The organism is Micromonospora sp. BL4 (assembly GCF_003667505.1).
Taxonomy (GTDB): domain Bacteria; phylum Actinomycetota; class Actinomycetes; order Mycobacteriales; family Micromonosporaceae; genus Micromonospora.
Map to the genome: position 1 here is coordinate 28,141 of NZ_RCVJ01000198.1, position 13,656 is coordinate 41,796.

Annotated in this window: 8 protein-coding genes; 2 read left to right on the forward strand and 6 right to left on the reverse strand. The window is 69.7% G+C overall.

Annotated elements, in window-relative coordinates:
- Positions 1–77 precede the first annotated feature (77 nt).
- Positions 78–3,032 (reverse strand): AAA family ATPase, encoded by a 2,955-nt coding sequence (locus EAD89_RS26420; protein WP_121677600.1) that lies wholly within the window; start codon positions 3,030–3,032, stop codon positions 78–80.
- A gap of 269 nt (positions 3,033–3,301) precedes the next feature.
- Here EAD89_RS26420 and EAD89_RS26425 point away from each other — a divergent pair, with 269 nt between their 5' ends.
- Positions 3,302–4,195 (forward strand): S41 family peptidase, encoded by an 894-nt coding sequence (locus EAD89_RS26425; protein WP_121677601.1) that lies wholly within the window; start codon positions 3,302–3,304, stop codon positions 4,193–4,195.
- Between the two features lie 78 nt (positions 4,196–4,273).
- On the opposite strand, the gene EAD89_RS26430 is transcribed toward EAD89_RS26425, so the two are convergent.
- Together EAD89_RS26430 and EAD89_RS26435 are read right to left on the reverse strand one after the other, a co-directional pair.
- Complete coding sequence (locus EAD89_RS26430) at positions 4,274–5,668, reverse strand: alpha/beta hydrolase domain-containing protein (RefSeq protein WP_199733634.1); 1,395 nt, start codon at positions 5,666–5,668, stop codon at positions 4,274–4,276.
- A 104-nt stretch (positions 5,669–5,772) separates the two neighbouring features.
- A complete protein-coding gene (locus EAD89_RS26435; protein ID WP_121677602.1) occupies positions 5,773–6,336 on the reverse strand; it encodes a QsdR family transcriptional regulator in 564 nt (187 codons plus the stop codon).
- Between the two features lie 503 nt (positions 6,337–6,839).
- On the opposite strand from EAD89_RS26435, the gene EAD89_RS26440 reads away from it, so the two are divergent.
- The gene (locus tag EAD89_RS26440; protein WP_199733635.1) at positions 6,840–8,777 is read left to right on the forward strand and encodes a M14 family metallopeptidase; all 1,938 of its coding nucleotides are present in this window, start codon (positions 6,840–6,842) and stop codon (positions 8,775–8,777) included.
- A 117-nt stretch (positions 8,778–8,894) separates the two neighbouring features.
- On the opposite strand, the gene EAD89_RS26445 is transcribed toward EAD89_RS26440, so the two are convergent.
- From EAD89_RS26445 to EAD89_RS26455, 3 genes are all read right to left on the reverse strand, one after another.
- Complete coding sequence (locus EAD89_RS26445; protein ID WP_147458873.1) at positions 8,895–11,483, reverse strand: M14 metallopeptidase family protein; 2,589 nt, start codon at positions 11,481–11,483, stop codon at positions 8,895–8,897.
- 190 nt (positions 11,484–11,673) lie between these two features.
- A complete protein-coding gene (locus EAD89_RS26450) occupies positions 11,674–13,314 on the reverse strand; it encodes an amidase (RefSeq protein ID WP_199733636.1) in 1,641 nt (546 codons plus the stop codon).
- Positions 13,311–13,613, reverse strand: a complete 303-nt coding sequence (locus EAD89_RS26455) for a hypothetical protein (RefSeq protein ID WP_121655163.1) — start codon at positions 13,611–13,613, stop codon at positions 13,311–13,313. The genes EAD89_RS26450 and EAD89_RS26455 overlap by 4 nt, the downstream gene beginning before the upstream one ends.
- Between the last annotated feature and the right edge of the window lie 43 nt (positions 13,614–13,656).

A 13,656-nucleotide genomic window follows, 5' to 3' on the forward strand; every position in this document is an offset into this window, starting at 1 on the left:
TTGCCATAGGGCTATGGATCATGCAGTCATGCTCGGGGGGACGAGTGACCTTCGCTATCCAGCGGATACGTCAATATTCACGACGGCGTCTCGAGGGAGTCCTCTTCTGCGAACACTCCGGCCTCCACCGCCTTGACCGCGAGCGCGGTCCGGGAGGTCACCTTCAACTTGCGCATCGCCGCACGCAGCTGTTGATCCACCGTGGCCGGCGACTTGGCCAGGATCCGGCTGATCTCCCGGTTCGTCTTGCCAGCGACAACCAGTTGGACCACGTCGAGTTCGCGAGGTGAGAGCTGGTCGCCGTACCCTCGCCGGCCGCCGCGCCACAATCGCGGGACCTCGGCGCCGTGCTCGCGAAGCCGCTGTGCCACACGGTCCGCATCGCCGCGGGCTCCGAGCCTGAACAGTTGCTCGTACTGTGCGGCCAGCAGCTCTCGGCCCTGTTCGATCTGGCCGTGCGCGATGAGCGCCTCGGCTTGACGCTCGCGAGCGAGCATGGCGTCGTAGGGGCGCGGCAACGCGCTCCACGCGCGCGCCGCCCGGTCGTACGCCGTCGCCGCTCGGGCGTGGTCCCCGGCTGCGGCGAGCAGCAGGGCACGGCACACGGTGAGGGCGGCGCGCGGCGCAGGCGCCGTACGGCCACGCAGTCCTCTGGCGAACTGGTCGCCCAGGCGTGTCGCGGTCTTCAGGTCGCCGGCGGCGAGGTGCGCCTCGATCCGGGCGGGGACGAGGTCCGTGGCCCAGACCCAGATGCCTTTTCTCCGTACGGTGTCCATCGGCTCGTTCGTGATCTGCAGCGCCCGGCCGCTGTTTCCGTCCGTCAGCCACAGTCTGGCCAGCGCAGCGGCGGCCTCCATCGTGTCGTCGGCTGCGCCGAGACGGGCAGACTCTTCGAGGACCAGCCGGAACTGCTCCTCCGCAGCCCGCCGCCGTCCGGCTGCGGCTGCCAGCCGGGCCGCGAGGCGAATGCTGCCGAGGTAGTGCGCCGGCCGGTCCCGGTCGACATCGGCGAGTGCCGCGCTTCGCTCCGCGAGACCCTCCCACCGGCCGGTGAGCCACGCCAGGTTGGCCTGTTCGAGGCGGACGTTGTGCTGCAGCCGGGATGCCTGCTCGGCCTCGGCAAGGCGCATGGTCACGGCGAGGTGTTTTTCCGCGTCGGCGTACCGGCCCCAGATCAGTGCGCCGGTGCCGACATTTGCGTGGATGCGGGCCACGTCGAGACGCTCCGCCGAGGTCGCGCCGTCGATGGGCAGGCCGGCGACGACGTCCCAGGCCTCCTCTTCGCCGAGCATGAGCAACGCGGCGGCCCGGTTGCCGGCCAGGTTCAGCCGCTCGGCGGGAGAATCGAATCCGGCGGTGAGCTCAGCGGCGCGATCCAGCCAACGCCGATGGGTCGACGCCGGCCACGGTCCCGCATAGGCCCATCCGAGGTAGGTCATTGCCCGAGCCGCCTCGACCGGGTCATGGTCGAGGTTGGCCACCGCCTGCTCCAGCTCGCCGAGTGCGGCCTGCGCCTCACCCCCGGTGATCAGGAGCCGACCCAGGGGGTTGCGGATCTCGGCCTGCTGGCGGGCGGAGAGACCGGGGGTCTCCAGCACCGAGCGCAAGGTACGGATCACGCGGTGATAGACCTCGTCGACCCGTTCACGACGACCCAGTGCGGCAACTCCGGCGATGCGCGCGACTCGTGCCCGATCCGCTGGCGGCAGCACGGCCCACGACAACAGATCGACCAGCAGGTCGACCGCCTTGGTGTGGTCACCCGAGGCCATCGCCAGCTCGGCACCCTGCTCGGCGTACCGCGCCCAGGCCTGCGTCTCGCCCGCCTCACGGAAGTGGTGGGCAAGGCGTGCGACAGGCGGCGGATCGATGTCCTCCAGGGCCCGGCCGGCCAGCAGGTGGAAGTGTCTGCGGTCGGTCAACGGGATCGCTTCGTAGACAGCCGTGGCGGCCAGCACATGCCGGAAGCGCCACTGGCCGCGGTCGTCTCCGTCCAGGACGCCGGCGTTGGCCGCCTCCGCCACAGCGCCTCGACACGCAGCTGGGGACAGGCCGGCGGTCACCGCGATCGTGGCCTCCAATGACCGCTCAGCCAACGTGGCCGCGGCTCGCAAGACCTGCTGCGCCGTCGGCGACAGACGGCCCACCCGCTCCCGGGTGGAGTCGCGCACCGTCGGCGGCACCTGTAGCTCGCGCAGCTTCAGCCGGACCCACTGTCCGTCGCGGAAGACGAGGTCGGCGCGGTCGCACATGAGGCGAACCGATTCCTCCAGCGCCAGAGGAACGCCACCGGTCCGCTCGTGCATGAACGTCGTGAACTCCTGCGAGATCGGGTTGCCGTCCAGCATCGAGGACACCAGCGCTGCCGTGTCGTTGGGTCGCATCGGCGCCAGGGCGATCCTCAGCTGGGTCACGCCAGCAGGCAACCGGGACGTCAGCCGCAGCAACAGCGATCCGACGTCCACCTCCTCCGGCCGATAGGAGATCACGAGGCTCGGCCCGTCCGAGTGCTGTCGGGAGGTGACGAACAGCAGGAACTCCAGGGTCACCTCGTCTGCCCAGTGCGCGTCCTCGAGCACGAGAACGTCGACACGCAGGGCCCGCAGCAGCTCGTCCAGGGCGCGGAACAGGCGATGCCGTGCCGCCTTCGCATCGTCCAAGGGCGGCAGTGCGGGCGGCAGGTCCGAGGACCATTCAGGGAACAGGGGCCGTAACGCACCCGCAAGCTCGGTGAGCCGCAATCGCGACGCCGGGCGGTCGATCCCACGGAACGCGTCGACGATCGGCCCCAACGTCAGCGACTCGCGAAGCGGTGGGCACACCGAGACCAAGGCAGTGCGCTGGTCCGGCGCGGCCAACCACTCTCGCAGCAGTCGGCTCTTCCCGATCCCCGCCTCGCCCTCTACCAGCACGATCGCCGGTGGCCGGGCCAGGGCACCCCGAAGCGCGGCCATCTCCCGATCACGACCCACGAAATGCGGCGTAGAGACCGTCGGTGGAGTCCCGTCGTCCTCGGGCGAGGGGTCGAGCATGCGTGATGATCTCGCTTTTCGACGCTCGGGCGCAACCACCCGCCCGCTACGCAAAGGTAACCACCCGTATGCCGACCGGGAGCGTGGGCGGCGCAGCGATCGGCCGGGGAGACCCGACCCCCGCGCCACCATGGCAAGTGCGCGGATCGCGGCCACTGTAACGTCGTCCCCCGGGCGCGTGTCGCGCGGCTATGGCCACACCTTGTGGCGCCAGAACCTGCACGAAATTCGGTGGTCGTGAGGCTGTTTGCGGTCTACCGTCGCCCGCTGTGCTCTCAATTGAACAGATAGTCGGACGGGCCCTGGATCGGATCGAGGCAGGGTATGTCTTTCCTGCGAAGGTCGTGGAAATCGGTGCCGCGATTCGGCGCCGTCTCGCAGCAGGCGAGTACGACGACCTGGACGGGCCGGTGCTCTGCGAGACGGTGACCGCTCACCTTCAGGAGGTGTGCCCGGACAAGCATCTGCGGCTGCTGTGGTCGGACCAGCCGCAGTCGCTGGATCCAGCGGACGAAGACGGCGGGCGGGCCGCGTTCCTCGCGCTGCTCAGGGCGGAGAACCAGGGAATCCGCCGTGTCGAGCACCTGGAAGGGAACGTCGGGCTCGTCGACGTGCGGCGCATCGCGTACGCCGATGAAGGCGCCGACGCGATCGGCGCGGCCATGCAACTGGTCGCCCTCAGCTCCGCCCTCATCCTGGACTTGCGCGCATGCGTCGGCGGCGCACCGGAGGGAGCCGCGATGTGGTGCAGCTACTTCTTCCGCGACGATCAGGTGCACCTCAACGACTTCTACGAGCGGTCCACCGGCGCCACCCGCCAGTTCTGGACGACCGCGCACCTTCCCGCGCCGCGCTATGCCGACCGCCCGGTCTATGTGCTCACCGGCGCGATGACGTTCTCCGGGGGCGAGGACGTGGCGTACACCCTTCAGGCGCACGGGCGGGCCGTCGTCGTCGGTGAGACGACACGTGGTGGCGCGCATCCGACGGCCCGCCACGCGGTCACCGAACACGTCCTTGTGACCGTGCCGACCGCCCGGACCATCAACAGCGTTACCGGCACCAACTGGGAAGGCGTCGGAGTGGTCCCCGATGTACCCGTCCCGGCAGACCAGGCACTCGACAGGGCACTCAACGCCATCCGGGGCGCCCCGGGCGCATAGGCGCGGGGCTGCGTCCCGGCCGTTCGCTCGAACACGGGACTCGACGCATCGGCAGCTCGGCATGCCGGCCGGGATTGTTCAGGCGCCGGGGTTTCCCACGTCGGCGTGGAGTGCGTCGCGGAGGTTCGCGGCGGCGTCGGCCGGCCGGAGGTAGCCGGCGGCGATGTTGCGGACGTCGGCGGTCACCACGCGGGCCACGTAGCCGGAGTGGGTCCGGTAGAGCTGGTCCAGGGTGGCCTCGTCAAACGGCTGGTAGGTGCCGAACAGCCCGCAGAACGACTCGCCGGCGTTGTCGCCGGTGTTCAGTGCGGTCGGCACGGCCACCTGCGACAGCCGGATCCCGCCGCGGGCCAGGCCGTGTGCGTCGCGGGCCTTCGTGCCGTCGGGGTTGAACACCAGCGGCGGCGCGGTCGGCGGCGGGGTGCCCCGCTGCACCCAGCGCACCAGGTGGGCGTACGCGGCGGCGGTGACGTGGTGCATCGGCACGCGGCTGAACGGCGGTCGCGCACAGGTGTAGACCGGGGCGGCGCCCAGGTCGCGCTCCTGAATCGGCGCCCGGTAGACCTGGCCGTGCTGGCCGCTGTGTGCCGCGCCGGCCACCTCCCACCGGCGGAACCGGTCGGTGTCGGCCGGGCGGACGGGCGTGCGCACGTCGGTCTCGGACAGCACCTGGAACACCGGCTCGTGACCGACCCGGGTAGGCGCGGAGCCCACGATGAAGCCGTACCCCTCGAACACCGGCTGCACCTGGGGCAGGACCCGGTCGTAGTAGACAGTCATCCGGCCGGCCGACTGGGAGGCGCCGATGGCCAGCAGGGTGCGGGCACGCAGCCGGCCCAGCGGCGAGACACTCCGCGGGTCGGCGACGGCCCTGCCGGCCTGGGCGAAGATGTCGTACGAGAGCTCGTCGCCGACGTACCGTCCCCCGCCGGTGACGTCGAGCCCGCCGTACCGGGTCGGGCTCCAGCCGCGCAGCTGGTCGACACCGACCCGCTGGGCGGAGACTCCGATCCAGGCGTCGCCGGCGCGGATCGTCGCCTCGGCGTTCCATAGCGCGTCCAGGTCGTACCCCGCCGTGACGTTCTGCCACTCCACCAGGGCGACGCCGCTGAACCGGCGCGGGTCAGCAGGCCGGCGCACGACCAGCCGGGTCTGGTACGCCACGTCGGTCGCGACCCGGTTGCCGGCGGTGTCCCAACCGTCGGCGACGCCGGAGAGATAGAACTCCTCCTCGACGTAGCCCTTGGCGGCCAGGTCGAACGGCGTCGAGAAGAAGGGGTAGGTGTCGGCCAGCCGCTTTGCGAGCGGGTCGCCCGGCACGGTGCCCGGGATCGGACCGTGGACCGCGGCGCGGGCGACCGGCTCCCGCTGCGGGGGTGCGGCAGCGCCCGCCGGTGCCGAGGCGAGTAGCGTGCCGACCAGGGTGGTGACCAGAGCGGCGGTGAGTGCGGCGGTACGCCGTGGACGTGTCATGGCGAAGACTCCTTCACAACGACTTTCCTGGCCGTACCATAAACGGTCTTCAATGCCGCCGGAACTGGGCGGCGGAGAGCTGAGACGGCTGTCGCAGCCGCCGCTCAGCACGCTTCGAGCACCGCCCGGGCGGCCCGTTCCGCTGTGGCGGGATCGGCCCGCCGCCCGTGAATCAGCTCCGCGTACAGCAGGGACTCGACGATGCGCACGTACAGGAAGGCGGCGCCGTCGAGGTCAACCGGCGACCAGGCCTGGTCGCCGGCGGCGGCCAGGATGCCCTTCTGCGCATCGACGACCCGGGCGTGTACGCCACCAGCCGGCGTGAACAGCACTCGCGCGGCCGTCGCCGGCTCGTCGCGCAGGAAGGCCCGGAACGGCCGAGCCCGGCGGACCGCGACGGTGAACCGGCGGGTCGTCTCGAGCACTCCCTCGACGCCGGTGGCGGCGGTCTCGGCGCAGGCCTGGGCGAGCAGCCGCTCCGCGAGGCGCCAGAGCACGTCACCGAGCAGCCGGTCGCGGCTGTGCACCACCCGGTAGAGGGTGGCCCGGCTGACCGAGAGGCTGCCGGCGAGCGCGTCCATGTCGACAGTGGCGTTACGGAGAAAGAACACACACCCGCCCTGGACGACACGCTCCGCGCTGACCACCCGTCGCGACGGCACTGGCATTTCCCGACGATAACTCCGCCGTGACGCCGCCACCCCGGACCGCGCTTCGGAGCGGCGGAGAAACTACAGGGGCTGGTTGTGGACGGACCGGGCGACGCCTTTTGTCTCGACGGATCGTTGCGGCCCGCCTACCGGGTCAGATGATCCCCGAGCGGTTCGTCCTCGCCGACCTCATGCCCCTCACTAGACACGGAAAGATCGACACCGACACGCGTTTCGTTCCCTTTCCCGTGGACGAGACAGCCGCCGTCACGCTGCTCCGATGCCGCCGGAGGTAAGGAGCCAACGGCATGCAGGCATTTACATCTATGTGCCGACCGATTACGGTGATCGCAACTCGAGTACCCAGTGGGTTGCAACCCTCACAGAACGTAGCTGCCCCTGCCTACGCGCGGGCGAGCACCACGTGACACGGGAGATTTGCCTTGGGTTCCGACGTTCGACAGCCCTCATCCGGTCAGTCACCAGTCTCCTCTCACTTTGCCGCCGTTCAGCGGTCGCTGGTGAGACAGCACCTCCGCCGACGCCCGCGCCCGCTCTTCATGGTGGCGGCCCTGGCAGCGGGGGCCCTCGTCCTCGGCGTCACGCCCCTCTGGGGGTCGGACCGCGCGGACCTCCTCGACGGCGCGGCCCTCTCCTCGACCCCCACCTACACCGTCGGCCTGCAGCCGCCGCAGGATCCGGGGCCGTTCCCCGGCAGCGTGACCCCCACGTCCCCCACCATCACCATCGCCGGCCAACGAGACGGCGAAAGCACGTTCAAGGTCGTCAAGTACGACCAGGTGCAGCCGAAGAACCCCGGCCAGATGGACTTCGACCACTACCACACCGGCATCGAGATCCAATGGTGGCTGCGGAAGTGGGCACACGAACGTCCCGACCTCGTCGACCTGCACATCGTCGGGGAGAGCTTCAGCGGCCAGCCGATCTACCAGGTGACCATCACGGACAAGTCCACCGGCGCGGACACCGACAAGCCGGCGGCCTACTTCGAGGGAAACCGGCACTCCGGCGAGGTCTCGTCGGCCGAGAGCTCGCTGTGGCTGGCGCACCACCTCATCACGCGGGCCGGCCGCGACCAGAAGGTCGACAAGCTGCTCGACGAGAAGACCGTGTACATCCGCCCGGTCAACAACCCGGACGGGCACGACATGTACCTGTACACGGCCCAGACCAACCGGTCGACGGTGCGGCCGTACGACAACGACGGGGACGGCAAGCGCGACGAGGATCCGGGTGAGGACCTCAACAGTGACGGGTACCTGAGCCAGATGCGCCAGTACGTCGGCGCCGGCAAGGGCACGCACGTCGTCGACGAGCGGGACCCGGCCAGGAACGCCATGCTCAACGTCGGCGCGGGCAAGGGCGACTACCTGATGTTCTCCGAGGGTACGGACAACGACGGCGACGGTCGCTACGACGAGGACGGTGTCGGTGGCCTGGACCTGCACCGCAACTACCCGTACAACTGGCACGTCATGCCGGAGGACGACGCCACCGACCGGAACCTGACCCAGGGCGGCGCCGGCGAGTACCCGCTGTCCGAGCCGGAGACCCGGCACGTCTACACCTGGCTGATGTCACACACCAACATCGGCGCCGTCAACAGCATGGACACCCGGGTGCCCATGCATCTGCGGGGGCCCTCGACCTGCGACCCCGTCGAGTGCATGTACTCGACCGACCGCAAGCTCTACGAGCACTTCGACAAGGCGGGGATCTCGTTCACCGGCTATCGGCATGCCGGGAGCGTCTACATCGACTACGCCACCCGCAACGGTGGCCAGCCGACGCCGCTGTTCGGGCACGGCCCCGACTTCGGCTACTTCCAGTACGGCGCCATCTGGTACGGCGACGAGATCTGGAACGGTGGTGACTTCACCGACTACGACAAGGACGGCAGGTACGCCGACTGGGAGCGGTCGCGGTGGTGCGCCGAGAACGAGCGGACGAACTGCTTCCTGCCGTGGACGAAGGTGGAGCACCCGAAGCTGGGGGCGGTCGAGATCGGCGGCATCAACCCGAAGTTCTGGTCGCAGAACCCTTCGGCCGATCTGATCGGCGGGTGGGCCACCAACCAGGCACGGTTCAACCTGTATCTGACCGACTCCCTGCCGCAGGTCGACCTCAGCGACGTGAAGGTCAAGAAGCTCAAGGGCGCTCAGGGTGACGGAGCGACGCACGAGATCACGGCTTCGGTCCGGAACACCGGCCGCATCCCGACCGCTCTCGAGCAGGCGAAGGAGATCAAGATCGTCGCTCCGGACACCGTGCAGGTGGAGGGGGCGCGCGCCGTCGGAACCGCACCCCAGTTCTATCTGGACGGGGGCGACCGGCAGAAGGTCCGCCTGCGGGTCGTCAAGGCCGCCACCGACACCATCACGGTGAAGGCTGTCAGCGTCCGGGGAGGCCTGGACTCCGCGTCGGCGCGGCTGAACTGATCGCTCGAGAGGTCCCCGTCCCGCAGTGTGGGGCGGGGACCTCGCCATGTCGGCTCTCACACGCGCGTGCGGTGGCCGAGCGCAGGAGTGCGCTCGGCCACCACGACCCACGTCAGGTCAGCGCTGACCCCCCAGGTACATCGCGTTGAACAGCAGCCGGTAGGTGCCGTGCGACTGGGCCCGGTGCTGCGGCTTGAAGCCGATCATCACCACCTGGCCGTCGCCCACCTTCGCGGTCACCACGGCCGCCTTGCCGCCGATGACGTCTTCGCCGAGGAGGAAGCCGCTCTTCAGCAGCTTGGTCTTCGGCCAGGTGGCCGCCACCGTGACACCTTCGGCGCCCTCGTCGACCTCGAACGCCGGGCCGTTGGCGACGAACGCCGACGCGTTCGGGCCGAACCCGGCGGCGACCGGGTCTCTGGCGTCGAGGTTGAGGTTCAGCACCGACCCCGGGATGTTGTAGGTGGTCTCCGGTACCCCTTCGGTGACGTCCTTGACCGGTACGCCGAACGCCTTGATCGGCAGTTGGGCGGCCTTGTTCAGGGTCACCACCGTGCCGCCCGCCTCGACGAACGCCTTCAGGTTGGCCACACCCGCATCGGTCATTCCGCCGGTGTACTCCGGCGGCAGCGAGCCGGCCGCCCGGCCGTTGCGCATCGAGTTGTAGGTGGCGTCGGGCAGCACGATCGTGTCGAACTTCGCCCGCAGGTCACCGGCCCGGACCGACGCGTTCGTCAGCTTCTCGTACTGGAAGCCGAACTGGTCCAGGATCAGCCGGGTCCAACCCTCGTCGTAGTTGTTGAAGCCGTCGTACAGTCCGATCCGAGGCGCGGCGAGTGCGGTCACCTTCGCCGGCTTCGCGTCCACCGCGGCGATGCTGAGCCCGAACTGGGTGGCGAGCCGCGTCACCCGCGCGTCGGTGCCCGGACGCGGTGTGACCAGGAACGTGCCAGCCGGCAGCTTGCCAGTGCGGGTGGTCACCTCAGCGCTGCTGTGGAAGACCTTGTCCCCCGCCGCGAGCAGGGCGTTCACGGCGGCCGAGCTGTCGTTGACCCGGGGGTCGAGGGCGTACGCGTACTTCGGTGCACCCGCCACCGCGCCGGTCGGCACCGTCGGCCAGTCGACCGCGACGGTCTCGGCCCGCACGGCCTGATCGAGCTTGTTGACGGTGACGCCCATCTGGAACGAGAGCGTGTATCCGGTGATGTCGTACGGCGGCTCGAGCGGGCCGCCGGGGTAGAGCCGGCGATCCGGGTAGACCTGCGGGTTGAGCAGGTCCAGCACCGCAGCCCGGTACGGCTGTGCCTCCCGGACGAGGTAGCTGCCGGCCGGGTACCTGCGGTCGCCCACCGTGAACGGCTTCATCGCGCGCTCGACCCGGATGTTGTTCCAGCGCAGCTTGTCCACCAGCTTCGTGGCGGTCGGGAAGTCCGCCTGATCCGCGGGGATCACGTAGGTGGTCGAGGCGCCGTTGCGCCCCCCGTCCCGGGCCATCTGCGCCGCGCCGTAGAGCAGGGCCTCGCGGTCGTCATTGGCCACGCGAAGCATCGCCCACGAGGCGGTCTTGATGTAGTCGCAGCTTTGCGACAGGTGCCACTCGCCGCCCTTCCAGGGGCTCGGGTAGAAGACCGAGGGCTCGCTGGTGGAGGTGCCGTCCGCGAAGGTCTTCGGGAAGGTCGCCGGGTCGTAGACCCGCGGCGTCGCCGAGGCGTGCGCGGTCTCGGTCAGGATGCCGATCTGGTTGTGGTAGTACGGCGCGGTCCGGGCGCCGCCGTTCCACCAGATGTCGTACGACTGGCGGGCCAGCGCGCCGCCCTTGTCCTCGCGTTCCAGCCGCTGGCCCATCGCGTCACCGACGATGTTGACGCCCCGGACCACCTGGGGGTGGATATTCGGGTTCAGTGGGTCCTCGTACGGCGGGATGCTGATCCGGGCGGGGAAGACCGCGGTCTGGTGGACGTTGTGCATGACCTGCGGGATCCACTCGTGGAACAGTTGGCGCCCAACGTTCTGCGTCTCCTGCAGGTTGAACATGTACCAGTCACGGTTGTTGTCGTGTCCGGCGTACTTCTGGTACAGCTCGGGATAGCCGGCGTCCTGGTAGGGCCCGCCCAGGTTCTGCCGGTACCACTCGGCGACCTTCGTTCCGCCGTCCGGGTTCACGTTCGGCACCAGCAGGGTGATGAGGTTGTCGCGGATCTCTCGCGCCTCGGACGTCTCGCTGGTCACCAGGTCGTACGCGAACTGCGGGGCGGTCTGGTGCCCGGCCACCTCGGTGGAGTGGATGCCGAAGTCGACCCAGGCGATGGCCTTGCCGCCCTTCGCCAGCGCCCGCGCCTCCGACTCGGACAGCGAGTCGCCCTGCGAGAGGCGTACCGAGGTTTCCCGGTAGCGCTTGAGGTTGGCGTCCTTGAGGTTCTTCTCCGACGAGACGATGGCCATCAGCTGCGGCCGTCCCTCGCTGGTCTTGCCGATCTCCACCAACTTCATCCGGTCGCTGGCCTTGTCGAGCTTCCGGTAGTAGTCGGCGATCTGCTCGTAGGTGGCCAGCTTGTAGTCGGTACACGGCGTCCAGCCGATCACCGACTCCGGCTTCGGTACCCGGTTCGAGGCGGTAGCGGTGGTCGCCGACGTCAACACCGGCGTACCGAGCAGAGCCAGCGCGCATACGACCGGCAGCGCCGCCCGAGACAGTCTTCGTTTCACCTGATACCCCTTCGCAGTACAGGACGGAAAAGGGTCCGGCAGGGGCGGCCGCGCCAACTCGGATAGCTTGATTCAACAGGCTTCGATCGATGTCTGAAGCGCTCAGGGTGGCAATTGAGGAAAACTTGAGCCTCACCACCCGCAATGAGGAAAAACGAACGGCGGGCATCGACTGCCCGCCGTTCGCACGTCACTGGGTGAGCTCGGCGACCTCCTCGGCCGTCAGGCGGGGCACCTGGGCCGGAACCGCACCACGCGCGCCGGCGTCGGTCGGCGGGTCGCCCGGCCGCCGCAGATGCCAGTCCGTCACCGCCTGGTAGGCGGCCACCACCGACAACAGCCGGTCCTCGGCGTACGGGAGGCCGCCCAGAATGGTGCCGATCGGCAGCCCGGCGGCGGTGGCCCCGATCGGGAAGGCGATCTCGGGCAGGCCCAGGATGTCGAAGGGCACCGGGTCGGTCTGCACCACCACGTCGCAGCCGTCGAAGAGCTCATTGAGCACCCGGTCCAGCAGCAGCAGCTTGGCCCGCTGAGTGGTGAGGAACTCGTTGCCACCCAGCAGCGCTCCCTGCAGCCAGCTGGTCACCGACACCCCGAAACCGCGCAGGTCGGTGCGCAGGTAGGGCATGAACGGCTCGGTGCGCTCGGGCAGCCGGGCGTTGTTGAAGGTGCTGCCGGTCAACAGGCTCCACTCGTCCGGCAGCGGCACGTCCACCAGGGTGGCGCCAGGGATCGCGGCGAGCTGCGCCAGGTACGCCGCACGGGCCAGTGCGGTGGGCGAGGTGCCGTTGGCGAAGCCCGGCAGCACCCCGATCCGGGTGTTCCAGCGCAGCTTGACGCGGCGGCGGTGATAGACCGGGCTGGCCGCGTCGATCAGGTCGGGCACCTGGGGCAGGCCCTGACTGCGCGGGTCCATGGAGTCCTCGCCGGCCATCGCGGTCAGCATGATCGCGGCGTCCTTGGCGTCCCGAGCCAGCGGTCCCGGATGGTCGCGGGTGTAGGTGAGCGGGATGATGCCGGCCGCCGAGACCCGGCCCATGGTCGGCTTGAGGCCGGTCAGGTTCTGCGCGTTGGACGGGGCGGTGATCGAGCCGCCGGTCTGCGTACCGATGCCGGAGGTGGCCATCCGGCCGGCGACCGCGGTGGCGGTGCCGGTGGACGACCCGCCCGGGTCGATGCCGCGGTCGGTCGGCGCCCAGGCGTTCACCGTGGTGATCACACCGGCTGGCGTGGTGGCGCGGGTGGTCGCCAGCGGGCCCATCTGGGTCTTGCCGAGCACGATCGCACCGCTTGCCTTCAGCCGGGCCACCGCGGTCGCGTCGTACGGCGGCACGAAGTTCTGGAACAGGAAGGAGTTGGCGGTGGTGGGGACTCCTTCGGTGTAGTAGTTGTCCTTGATGGCCAACGGGATGCCGTGCAGCACGCCGCTTCGAGGCCGGCGTGCGGCAGCTCTCGCCGCCGCGATGGCGGCCTCGGCGAGCACCAGGTTGAACGCCTGGTAGCTGCCGTCGTACCGGGAGATGCGGGCCAGGTACGCCTCGACCAACTGCTCCGGGGTGAGTCTGCCGGCACGGATGAGCCAGCCTGCCTCGGCGATGGTCAGCTCGGTCGGCTCGGCCAGTGCCGCCGGCCGGGGCTCGGTGTAGGCGTTGGGCTGGTCCAGCGGCCGTCTTTTCGTTCCCGGCCCGGTGTTGGTGGACAGGCTGCTGCTCGCCAGCGCCACCGAGGGCAGTCCGCCGCCGGCGCCCACGGCCGAGGCGGTGGCCAGCGCGGCAGCGCGGGCCAGAAATGCCCGGCGGTCGACCGTACGATCGAACGGTTCGGACGTCATGCCTTCCGCCATTCCGTGCTGTTGGAGGGGTACAGGACCGGCACGTGCTGCTGCGACAGCGCCTTCGCGACCTCGGGATCGGTGCCGACGGGTGCGGGTAGCTGGTATGCGGCGAGCGTCGCCACGGTGCCCCGCACGAAGGAGCGCAGGGAAGCGAGCACGGAGTCCCGGCCGGGCGAGCCGGTCTCGGGGTCGGCGGTGGTCCCGGGCGGAAGTTGATCGAGGTCGATCCCGAGCGCGGCGAGCCGGGCGCGGATCAGAACGTTCAGTTCAGCATCCGTCGGCGGAGTAGGTGCCATGACACTCCCAGGGTTGTTGCGTGATCCGGTCGAGGTGAGCTGA

Excerpts from the sequence above, each read along its gene's own strand:
- EAD89_RS26435 (WP_121677602.1), bottom strand. The coding sequence starts at position 6,336 with ATGCCAGTGCCGTCGCGACGGGTGGTCAGCGCGGAGCGTGTCGTCCAG.
- EAD89_RS26450 (WP_199733636.1), bottom strand. The coding sequence starts at position 13,314 with ATGACGTCCGAACCGTTCGATCGTACGGTCGACCGCCGGGCATTTCTG.
- EAD89_RS26455 (WP_121655163.1), bottom strand. The coding sequence starts at position 13,613 with ATGGCACCTACTCCGCCGACGGATGCTGAACTGAACGTTCTGATCCGC.
- EAD89_RS26420 (WP_121677600.1), bottom strand. The coding sequence starts at position 3,032 with ATGCTCGACCCCTCGCCCGAGGACGACGGGACTCCACCGACGGTCTCT.
- EAD89_RS26430 (WP_199733634.1), bottom strand. The coding sequence starts at position 5,668 with ATGACACGTCCACGGCGTACCGCCGCACTCACCGCCGCTCTGGTCACC.